Annotated in this window: 11 protein-coding genes; 5 read left to right on the top strand and 6 right to left on the bottom strand. The window is 73.4% G+C overall.

Annotation, left to right across the window (positions count from 1 at the left end; genetic code table 11):
* Positions 1-63: 63 nt before the first annotated feature.
* Both ACFWXO_RS32305 and ACFWXO_RS32300 read right to left on the bottom strand, forming a co-directional pair.
* Positions 64-621 (bottom strand): hypothetical protein, encoded by a 558-nt coding sequence (locus ACFWXO_RS32305; RefSeq protein WP_380528316.1) that lies wholly within the window; start codon positions 619-621, stop codon positions 64-66.
* A 13-nt stretch (positions 622-634) separates the two neighbouring features.
* On the bottom strand, positions 635-1,057 hold the full coding sequence (locus ACFWXO_RS32300; RefSeq protein WP_380528314.1) for an ATP-binding protein: 423 nt from the start codon (positions 1,055-1,057) through the stop codon (positions 635-637).
* A gap of 156 nt (positions 1,058-1,213) precedes the next feature.
* Between ACFWXO_RS32300 and ACFWXO_RS32295 the strand changes: the two genes are divergently transcribed.
* From ACFWXO_RS32295 to ybaK, 5 genes are all read left to right on the top strand, one after another.
* Complete coding sequence (locus ACFWXO_RS32295) at positions 1,214-1,981, top strand: XRE family transcriptional regulator (protein WP_380528312.1); 768 nt, start codon at positions 1,214-1,216, stop codon at positions 1,979-1,981.
* Positions 1,968-2,435, top strand: coding sequence for an NUDIX hydrolase (locus ACFWXO_RS32290; RefSeq protein WP_380528310.1), 468 nt, complete (start codon positions 1,968-1,970; stop codon positions 2,433-2,435). The genes ACFWXO_RS32295 and ACFWXO_RS32290 overlap by 14 nt, the downstream gene beginning before the upstream one ends.
* Before the next feature lie 202 nt (positions 2,436-2,637).
* Entirely contained in the window at positions 2,638-3,480 is an 843-nt protein-coding gene (locus ACFWXO_RS32285; protein WP_380528308.1) for a hypothetical protein, read from the top strand.
* A 77-nt stretch (positions 3,481-3,557) separates the two neighbouring features.
* Positions 3,558-4,289, top strand: coding sequence for an LON peptidase substrate-binding domain-containing protein (locus tag ACFWXO_RS32280; protein WP_380528306.1), 732 nt, complete (start codon positions 3,558-3,560; stop codon positions 4,287-4,289).
* Positions 4,290-4,306: 17 nt separating this feature from the next.
* On the top strand, positions 4,307-4,801 hold the full coding sequence (gene ybaK, locus ACFWXO_RS32275; protein ID WP_380407525.1) for a Cys-tRNA(Pro) deacylase: 495 nt from the start codon (positions 4,307-4,309) through the stop codon (positions 4,799-4,801).
* A gap of 103 nt (positions 4,802-4,904) precedes the next feature.
* Here ybaK and ACFWXO_RS32270 read toward each other — a convergent pair whose 3' ends face one another.
* The 4 genes from ACFWXO_RS32270 to ACFWXO_RS32255 all read right to left on the bottom strand — a co-directional run bounded on the left by ACFWXO_RS32270 (position 4,905) and on the right by ACFWXO_RS32255 (position 8,998).
* Entirely contained in the window at positions 4,905-5,696 is a 792-nt protein-coding gene (locus tag ACFWXO_RS32270; RefSeq protein ID WP_380528303.1) for a hypothetical protein, read from the bottom strand.
* A gap of 83 nt (positions 5,697-5,779) precedes the next feature.
* Positions 5,780-6,589, bottom strand: a complete 810-nt coding sequence (locus ACFWXO_RS32265; protein ID WP_380528301.1) for an ABC transporter permease — start codon at positions 6,587-6,589, stop codon at positions 5,780-5,782.
* On the bottom strand, positions 6,586-7,587 hold the full coding sequence (locus ACFWXO_RS32260; RefSeq protein WP_380528299.1) for an ABC transporter ATP-binding protein: 1,002 nt from the start codon (positions 7,585-7,587) through the stop codon (positions 6,586-6,588). The genes ACFWXO_RS32265 and ACFWXO_RS32260 overlap by 4 nt, the downstream gene beginning before the upstream one ends.
* A gap of 118 nt (positions 7,588-7,705) precedes the next feature.
* The gene (locus tag ACFWXO_RS32255; protein WP_380528297.1) at positions 7,706-8,998 is read right to left on the bottom strand and encodes an NYN domain-containing protein; all 1,293 of its coding nucleotides are present in this window, start codon (positions 8,996-8,998) and stop codon (positions 7,706-7,708) included.
* Positions 8,999-9,200: the final 202 nt, after the last annotated feature.

Here is a 9,200-nt window from a genome sequence, read left to right as displayed (position 1 = left end):
TCGGCAAAGGCCGAAGCGGCGACGACTCCTGCGCAGGAAGTCGGCGGGGTCGACTTCCGGTGCCTACCAGGTGGCGGCTTGGCTGCGGCAGTGGGTGAGGGCGGTTTTGATGCGGGGGTCGGGGGTGGGGGTGGTGGTGAGGAGTTCGCCGGCGGTGACGAGGGTGGTCCAGTACTGGGTGGGGTTGCCGGTGGTGGGGCGGGGGTGGGCGGCGGTGAGGGAGAGGTAGGCGGCGGTGAGGTTGCCGGTGGTGAACCAGCGGGCGAGGCCGTGTTGGTGGCCGGGGCGGATGCCGCCGAGGGCGTCGATGGCGGTGAGGAAGTGGTCGACGACGGCGAGTTCGGTGGCAGTGAGGTCCTTGGGGACGTCGAAGACGCCGAGGGCTTCGAGGAGTTCGCCGGTGTCGGCCTCGGTGCCGGGGCGGGGGTCGGCGAGGAGGGCGTCGTAGCACTCGTCGAGGCGGATGGTGGTCTCGGCGAGGGGGATGGCGAGGGCGAGGCAGACGGCGCGGGCGGCGGGGAGGGGTTCGCCGGTGCGGCGGGCCAGAAGGGCGTAGGTCTCGGCGGGGGTGTGGCCTCGGTCGAGGGCGTGCCGGGCGAGGGTCGGCAGCGGAGGCAGCATCGGGAGCGGGCTTTCAGACGAGGGCGAAGGCGGGAGCAATGAGGGCCCAGACGAACTTGCCGACCCCGCCGGCCCGGGGGCAGCAACCCCAACGCTCGGCCAGCTCGTTGACGAGGAACAGCCCACGCCCGCACTCCTCCTCCAAGGAGGCGGAGCGGACGGAGGGCCGCCCGGATCCGGCGTCGTGGACTTCGAGGCGCAGAAGGTCGCCGCTGACGGCGAACCGGATCTCGATGAGGCGGTCGTCGGGGGCGTCGGCGTGCTGGACAGCATTGGCGAAGAGTTCGCCGAGGAGAAGTTCGGCGACATCGCAGTATCGGTCACCGGCGGGGAGCGCGCAGAGGTAGGCCCGGATCAAGTGCCGGGCCAGGGGCGTGGATTCGACGCAGGAATCGAGACGGGCGGCGAATGTGCGGGGGCGGTGGGCAGTGAGCATGGGGTCCTCGAAAGGGAGAGGAAGCAGCTGAAAGGCTGCGCATCTGTCACGCTCGAATCGTCGGGCACTCTGACAGGACGTCATACCGCGTTTTCGGGACGTTTAGGACGTCTGACTGGTAGACCTTGAAACGTCCCCAACGTGGAAGGTCGGTCGGTGAACAGCCCGCTCCGTGACGCAATGGCCCGTGCCAACATGACCTCGTCCAGGCTCGCGCGTGTGTGCGGGGTCGATCCCAAGACCGTCGACCGGTGGCTCGCCAACCCCTCGCGCGAGCCCCATGCTCGACATCGCTCAGCCGCCAGTAAGGCCCTGGGTGAGGAGGAAGCCGTGCTCTGGCCATCCGTACAGCAACTCGTGAAGTCGGGGCCAGATCGGGAGCTGGTGCAGATGTACCCGTACCGGTCGGCAGCGCCGGCTTCGCTGTGGCGTCAGTTGATAAGGGGGGCAACTCGGGAGATGACGTTCGCCGGGTACACCAACTACTTCCTTTGGCTGGAGCACGCGAACTTCGGCGGCCTGCTACGGCAGAAGGCGGAGGCCGGCGTCCAGGTTCGCTTCATTCTTGGTGAGCCCGGACATCCGGTCACCCGTCAGCGGGAGCTGGAGGAGGGCGTGCCGCTGAGCCTTTCGACCCGGATCGAGGTCACCCTGTCCGAGCTGGCCAAGCTACGGGACACGCCGATCGAGGCGCGATACGAGACCGCACACGTCTCACTGAGCGTCTTCCGCTTCGACGACGACATGATCGTCACATCGCTGCTGCCGGGTAGGATCGGCCATGACGCTCCGATGATGCACCTCAGGCGGGCCCAGGACGACGGCGTATTCGATCGCTTCGCGGGCCACATCGAGGACTTGTGGGCGAAGGGGCGGGATGTATCGGTCCCGGCAGCAGAGGTGGTGGATCGTGCCCAGGCGTGATTACGAGGACGACCCGAACGCCCCCAAGGCGAACTCGCTGGTCCCGGCCGCTTCCGTCGTCGTGGTCGACGGCGCGGGCCGCGTTCTGCTCCAGCGCCGGACCGACAACGGGATGTGGGCCCTGCCCGGCGGCAAGATGGACATCGGTGAGTCGCTCGCCGGTTGCGGTGTCCGCGAGACGCGCGAGGAGACCGGCATCGATATCGAGATCACCGGGATCGTCGGCACCTACACCGACCCCGGCCACGTCTTCGCCTACGACGATGGCGAGGTCCGCCAGGAGTTCTCGATCTGCCTCCTCGGACGCCCGCTCGGTGGGGAGTTGCGGGTGTCCGATGAGTCCCACGAGGTGGCGTGGTTCACCCCGGACGAGACGGACGGGCTGCCGATGGTGTCGAACATCCGCAAGCGGCTGGCCGACTGGCGCTCCGGGGAGATCCCCGTGGTGCGCTAGGCACCTTCGGCCATACCGCTGGATCGCTTCGGGTGCCGTCAGGCAGACCTCACCGTCGCCTGTCCCTCCCAACTGCGGATTCCCCCGAATGGTTGGCACTCCGTGTAGCGACTGTGCTACTTTCCGCATCATCAACAGAACATAGAAGACCCCGGCGGTGCTGGAACACCCCGGGGTCTGGCACCAGGAGCACACACTCCCCATGCAGATTCATCGTAGCGCCCACGCGCGCTGTTTCACCGTACTTCCGAACGGCCTCCTCCAGGACCGTCGCCTCAGCTACACCGCCCGGGGCCTCCTCTCCGATCTCCTCTCCCGCCCCGACGGCTGGCGCGAGGACGGACGGCACACGGCCGACAGCAGCCCGCAGGGGCGCGGCGCCGTCCGCAGGGCGCTCAACGAGCTCAAGGACGCCGGGTACTACCGGGTCGAGACGGTCCGGATGCCCGACGGCACGCTCCGTACCGATGTGCACGTGTACGACGCCCCGCAGCGACCGGCGTCACCGAGTGCCCGCTCCTCGGACCCCGGTGAGCCCGAGGCCGGTCCGCCTGACAGTCCTGTAGTAAAGGACCCGGGAGAAGTACCCACCCTCCCCGCCCAGTTGACGCGAGCGGACGAGCAGACCCGCAGGGCGGTGTCCGCACTCTTCCGCGCGATCCGGCCCGAGCCCCGGCTGCGCCTCGGCGCGGCCGAGGCGCAGCAACTGGCACCGCTCGTCGCCCAGTGGCTGGAACGCGGCAGCACGGCGGCCGAGTTGGCCCACGCCCTGCTTCCCGGCCTGCCCTCGCCGCTGCACTCCCCGGTGGCGATCCTGCGCGACCGCCTCCAACGCAAGCTGCCGCCCGCCCGTGCACCTCAGGCCACACCCGCGGAGTGCGCCAAGTGCCACGACCCGGTACCCCGCCCCGGCATCTGCCGCCCGTGTGCGGGCCTCGGCGGCGCCAGGACCCTCACGATCGGCAGTGGCGCCGCAGCCACGCCCGGCGGCGCCGCCCGTGCCCGCGCGGCCTTGCGCGGGGGCGGGCTGGTCGCCACCGCGTGAACACGGTGCGTGTCCGCGGGGCGGGGCTGCGGTTACTGCGCGACAAAGCCCGGCCCCGAAGAACTACGCTGTCCGCCGTGACAGAACGGCTGCCGCTCTTCCCGCTGAACACCGTGCTCTACCCGGGCCTGGTGCTGCCCCTGAACGTCTTCGAGGAGCGATACCGCCGGCTCGTCGCCGATCTGCTCGAACAGCCCGAGGACGAGCCGCGCCGCTTCGGCGTGCTCGCCATCAAGGACGGCCGCGAGACCGCCCCGGTCCGGCCGGCCGAGGAGGGCCCGGCCGGGCCGCTGGACGGCCTGGGCACCGTCACCGGGGATCCGCTGGAGGCGATGTACCACCTCGGCTGCGTCGCCGACGTCTCCTCCGTCCAGCCCCAGCCCGACGGGCGCTACGAGCTGCTGGTCACCGGCACCACCCGGTTCCGGATCAGCTCGGTCGACGTCGGCGGCCTGTACCTGACCGGTGAGGTCGAGCTGGTCGAGGAGCGCCCCGGCGAGGGCTCCGGCGCGCTCGCCGCCGAGGTCGAGCGGGCCTTCCGGGTCTACCAGAAGCGCCTGGCGGGAGCCCGCGAGGCCAGCACCCACGGCCGCCAGCAGCTCCCGGACGACCCCCAGGTGCTCTCCTACCTGGTCGCCGCCGCCTCGGTGTTCGAGACCCCGGTCAAGCAGCAGCTGCTCGCCTGCCCCGACACCGCCCAGCGGCTGCGCACCGAGCTCGACCTGCTGCGCCGCGAGAGCGCGGTGCTCAGCTGGCTGCCCTCGCTGCCCGCGGTCGACCTCACCCGCCAGTCGTTCAGCCCCAACTGACCGAGGACCGCCCACCCATGGCCAAGAAGCCGAAGAAGGGCGGCCAGGGCACGCCCGCGACCGTCGCCCTGGAGACCGCCGCCGTCCCCTACACCGTCCACGCCTACGCGCACGACCCAGCCGCCGCCTCCTACGGCGGCGAGGCCGCCGAGGCCCTGGGCGTGGCCGCCGAACGGGTCTTCAAGACCCTGGTCGCCGACGTGGACGGCACCCTCACCGTCGGCGTCGTCCCGGTCGCCGGCCAGCTCGACCTCAAGGCCCTGGCCACGGCCGTCGGCGGCAAGCGCGCCGCGATGGCCGACCCGGCCGCCGCCGAACGCAGCAGCGGCTACGTCCTCGGCGGCATCTCCCCGCTCGGCCAGCGCCGCCCGCTGCGCACCGTGGTCGACGCCAGCGCCCTCACCCACCCCACCGTCTACGTGTCGGCGGGCCGCCGAGGCCTCGAAGTGGAACTGGCCCCCGCCGACCTGATCGCCCTCACCCGCGCCCGCACCGCCCCGATCGCCCGCTGAACGAACAGGATCCCCGCACCCCCAAAGGGGGCACGGGGATTCTTCACGGGGCGGAGGGCCCTGGCCTGTACCCGGCCGTCGCCCCTCCGCCCCGCTCAAGCACTCAGCCCTGCCGCCGCTCCTCCGGCGCCGGAGCGGCATCGACCGGAGCCGTCTCCGCCGGAGCGACCTGCCCGGCGTCCACCGGCGTCTCCGCAGGAGGCCCCGCAGGGTCCCCGTACGACCCCGCCGGCACCCCCCAGTACGGCGGCGGGTCCTCCTCCCGCTTCCCGAACGCCGCCGACAGCGCCAGCAGCACCACCATCGCCGCCATCGGCCACACCAGCAGCGCGCCCAGCGCCCCCAGGTCGATGCTCGCGTCGAAGTGCCCGCCGTTGCCGACCCGCCGGGCCTCGCCGATCAGGTTGTCGCTCGGCCCGAGCCAGCGGCCGAGCTTCCAGGCCCCGTACGAGCCGAGCAGTCCGCCGATCGCCAGCCCCAGCGCGACCGCGATCCCGCCGCCGCGCTTGCGGGTCACCAGGAAGGCGCCGAGCGCGGTGAGGATGCCGGCGCCCAGCCCGATCAGCACGAACACCGCGTCGGCACCGGCCCGCTGCTCGCCCTCGGGGTCCACGTAGAGGATCCGGTCGCCGTCCACGACCAGCGGCACCTTGGGCGCCAGCCAGGCCCACAGCCCGGCCATCGCCAGTCCGGCCAGCAGGCACACCAGCACCACCCCGGCGCCGATCCGCAGCTCGTCCGGCACCCGGTGCACGCCCGCGGGCGGCACGGCGGGCAGGCCGGCGGGCGGCTCCTGGTCGGAGGCCGGCGGCGGTGCGAACGGGTCGGGTACGGCTCCCGGCTCGGCCGGCACGTCGGCGCGGGCGGGTTCCGGAGGTGTGTTCGGTACGGTCACGGGTCCCATCGTTTCACGACGTCCGTCCGAACGGCCGCACCGCCCACCGCACCACCCACCCGGCAAGATCCGGAAGGCGCGCCCTACCGCGCGACGGCCCGCCGGTACGCCCAGGTGGCCAGGGCCAGCGACACCACGCCCACCCCCGCGCAGACCCCGAGGTCGGCGAGCACCATCCCCCAGTCCGGGGCCGGCGCGAAGGTCCGCGCGAACGCCTCCACCCCGTACGTCGACGGCAGCAGGTCGCGCAGCCACAGCACCGGCTGCGGCAGGTGGTCGACCGGCAGCACGCCGAGCAGCAGCGCCGCCGACATGCCGAGCTGCCCCAGCATCGTCGCGATCTCCTGCCGCGGCGCCAGCAGCCCGCAGGCCGCGCCCAGCCCGGACAGCGCGGCCCCGGCGAGCGGTACCACGGCGAGCAGCACCCACAGCTGTCCGAGCGGCAGCCCGAACATCACCGCGCCGATGCCCGCCGTGACGAGCGTGCCGGGCAGCGTGAACGAGGCGTACGCGGCGGCCGCGCCGAGCACCACCGAGGCGGCCGGGACGGGCAGCGTCGCGTAGTGGTCGAGGCCGCCGGTGGCGCGGAGCTTCCCGAAGTACTGGGCCAGCAGGTTGAGCGCGACGAACGCCACCACCAGCACGCTCGACCCGGCGACCACCGACCGCGCCGCCGAGGTCTGCCCGCCGTCCACGACGCCCCGCATCATCACCAGGATGCCGACGGACTGGAAGGTGGCCACGAACAGCAGCGGGATCCGCGCGACCTTCGCCCGGGTGAGCTGCGCCCGGTACACCGCGGCGAGGGCGGGCAGCAGCCGGGCGGCGGGGGCGAGCGGGGCGGCGCCGGCCGTGGACCGGCCGGTCTGCGGGGGCACCGAGAGCAGCGTCACTTGGCCAGTCCTCCGTGGCGGCCGCCCAGCTTGAGGTAGGCGTCCTCAAGGCTCGGGGTGGCGAGGGTGAAGTCGTCGAGGGCGGCGAAGGCCGGGCCGGTGGTGACGGCGGCGACCAGTTCGCGGGCCTGCTCGGGGGTGGTGCGGACGGTCCAGCGGCGTCCGGTGCGTTCGGCGCGCGCGGCCAGTTCGGCGACGGCGGGGACGCCGATCGGCGCCTCGTCCCGCCAGACCAGGTCGAGCCGGACGTCGCCGTCCACCAGGGCCTTGAGTCCGCCGGGCGTGTCGCAGGCGATCACCCGGCCCTCGTCGATCACGGCGACCCGGTCGAGCACGGTCTCCGCCTCGATCACGTTGTGGGTGACCAGCAGCACCGTCGTCCCGTGCTCGGCCCGCCGCCGGTCGACGGCCGACCAGACGGCCCGCCGGGCGACCGGGTCCATGCCGGTGGTGGGTTCGTCCAGGACGAGCAGCGGCCGCTCCCCCACCAGGGTGGCCGCGAAGCAGGCGAGCCGCCGCTGCCCGCCGGACAGCTTGGCCAGCGGCCGGGCGGCGATCGGCTCCAGCCCGAGTTCGGTGAGGACGTCCGCGGCCGCGCCGCGGGCCGCCGCGCGCGAGAGCCCGCGCAGCCGTCCGGTGGTCTCGGCGGCCAGCGCGACGGTCAGCTCGTCCAGCGCGGTGGATTCCTGCCCGAGGTAGCCGAGCAGCCGGGCGGCCCGCTCCGGGTGCCGCACGATGTCGTGCCCGAGCAGTTCGACGGTGCCGGAGTCCGGCCGCAGCAGGCCGGTGAGCTGGCGGACGAGGGTGGACTTCCCGGCGCCGTTGGGGCCGAGCAGCCCGAAGACCTCGCCCGCGCGGACGGTCAGGCTGATCCCGTCGTTGGCCCGGATCTCGGTGGCGGCGGCGCCACGTCCGGTGCGGTAGGTCCGGACCAGTTCGCGTACGGCGACGCACGGCGCGGGGGTGTCCTGGGGTGCTCGCCCGGCCGTCTCTTCCACGACCGGAGACTTTACGCGCTCACACGGGCGAACCGGACAACGGGGGCCGATCGCCGAGGCCCGATCGCCGGGGGAAGCCAGGCGGAAGCCGGGGGAAGCCGGAGCCCGCCGGGGCGCGTCAGTCGTCCACCACCATCGACCCGCCCGGGACCCGGACCGCCAGTTCCTTCCAGAACCCCGCCCGGATGGCGTAGCGGTCGTGCTCGTCGATCTGGTCGTCCTTGTGGGCGAGCAGTCCGAAGCGGGCCGCGTAGCGCAGCAGCTCGCCGTCGACCCGGTGCGGGATGCGCGGGTAGTCGGGCCAGAGCAGGGTGAGCCGTTCGAGGTCGCCGAGGCGGTCGCTCCAGCGGCGGGCGAAGACCTGCCCGACCTCGTGGGCGTCGCCGCCGATGGTGGTGATGTCCTCCTCGCGGTCGGCCCAGCGCTGTTCGGCGGTGGTGAGCTGGGCCAGCGTGGGCAGGCCGTCCCCGGCGGTGACGGAGGGCTCGGGGGCGGGCCGGTCGACCCAGCCCCGGTCGGAGGACCACCGCAGCACCGGTCCGCCGGCCACCTGCCCGTTGGTGGCCTGCCCGGCCGCGGCGTGTCCGTTGGCGTGCCCGTTGGCGTGCCCGTTCGCCGCCGCGGTGATCTGGGTGACGGCCGAGACCCGCCCGGCGAGGTCCTTCGGGGTGGGCACCACCCGCAGGGCGGTGGCCGGCTGGGGCCGCCCGTTGACGGCGGGCTCCTCGGGCCCCGCCTCGGCGGCGGCCGGCCGCACGCCGGGGGGCACCACGCTGGGCAGCGGGGCCGGCGGGGCGGCGAGGATCTTGGCGATCTCCTGCCGGGCGCCGCCCGTCCCGGGCGCCGGGAAGACGGTGGAGTGGTCGCGCAGCGAGAAGGACCCCTCGATCCACTCGCGGTCCAGGACCCGCCGCTCGTCGGCCTCGCCGACCAGGTCCTCGGACTGGTTGAAGTCCCCGTCGGCGGCCTGCAACGCCCACAGGTGCACGGCCACGCCGTGCTCCTTGGCGGTCATCATGCCGGGCAGCAGGTCCCCGTCGCCGGTGATCAGGACGACGTCCGCGCAGGCCCGGTTGCGGGCGAGTTCGGAGAGCTCGGCGTGCATCGCGGCGTCGACGCCCTTCTGCACCCAGCGCCCCTCGGCCCGGGTGAGGGCGCCCAGCCGCACGGTGACCCGGGGCAGCACCCGCAGCCGCCGGTGCTCGGGCATCGGGCGGCGGTCGGGGGCCGCGTCGAACCAGTAGATCCGCAGCAGCGGCAGCCCGGTCTCGGCCTCGGCGCGTTCGCGCAGGGCGCTGATCAGCGCGGTGTGGTCGACGGTGACCTTGGAGCGGGAGGGGTCTCCGGCGAGCAGGCTGGCGGCGGCGCCCAACAGGTATCCGGCATCCACCAGGACGACACAGCGGTCCATCCGCGCACCTCTTTCCGCTCGCCCTCGATGGTCGGTCTGGGTGGGCGGTCCGCCCGTCGACCCGGCGTGCGGGGTGAGGGGCCCCCTGACCGCCCGATCGTTGGGTCACCTTTTCCCCATGGTTCGGGGCCCGAACCTCGGCGGATGTCCCGGTCACGCAACAGCCGCCCCAATGAGTCGCAAAGAAACACGAAGGCGGGCC

Source organism: Kitasatospora sp. NPDC059088 (genome assembly GCF_042738155.1).
Lineage (GTDB): Bacteria > Actinomycetota > Actinomycetes > Streptomycetales > Streptomycetaceae > Kitasatospora.
The sequence above is the reverse complement of the archived record's forward strand: the minus strand, read 5'-3'. Positions and strand labels throughout refer to the sequence as shown.

What these genes read in the sequence shown, in the direction of transcription:
- ACFWXO_RS32255 (WP_380528297.1), bottom strand. Translation starts at nt 8,998, where the DNA reads ATGGACCGCTGTGTCGTCCTGGTGGATGCCGGATACCTGTTGGGCGCC.
- ACFWXO_RS32305 (WP_380528316.1), bottom strand. Translation starts at nt 621, where the DNA reads ATGCTGCCTCCGCTGCCGACCCTCGCCCGGCACGCCCTCGACCGAGGC.
- ACFWXO_RS32285 (WP_380528308.1), top strand. Translation starts at nt 2,638, where the DNA reads ATGCAGATTCATCGTAGCGCCCACGCGCGCTGTTTCACCGTACTTCCG.
- ybaK (WP_380407525.1), top strand. Translation starts at nt 4,307, where the DNA reads ATGGCCAAGAAGCCGAAGAAGGGCGGCCAGGGCACGCCCGCGACCGTC.
- ACFWXO_RS32300 (WP_380528314.1), bottom strand. Translation starts at nt 1,057, where the DNA reads ATGCTCACTGCCCACCGCCCCCGCACATTCGCCGCCCGTCTCGATTCC.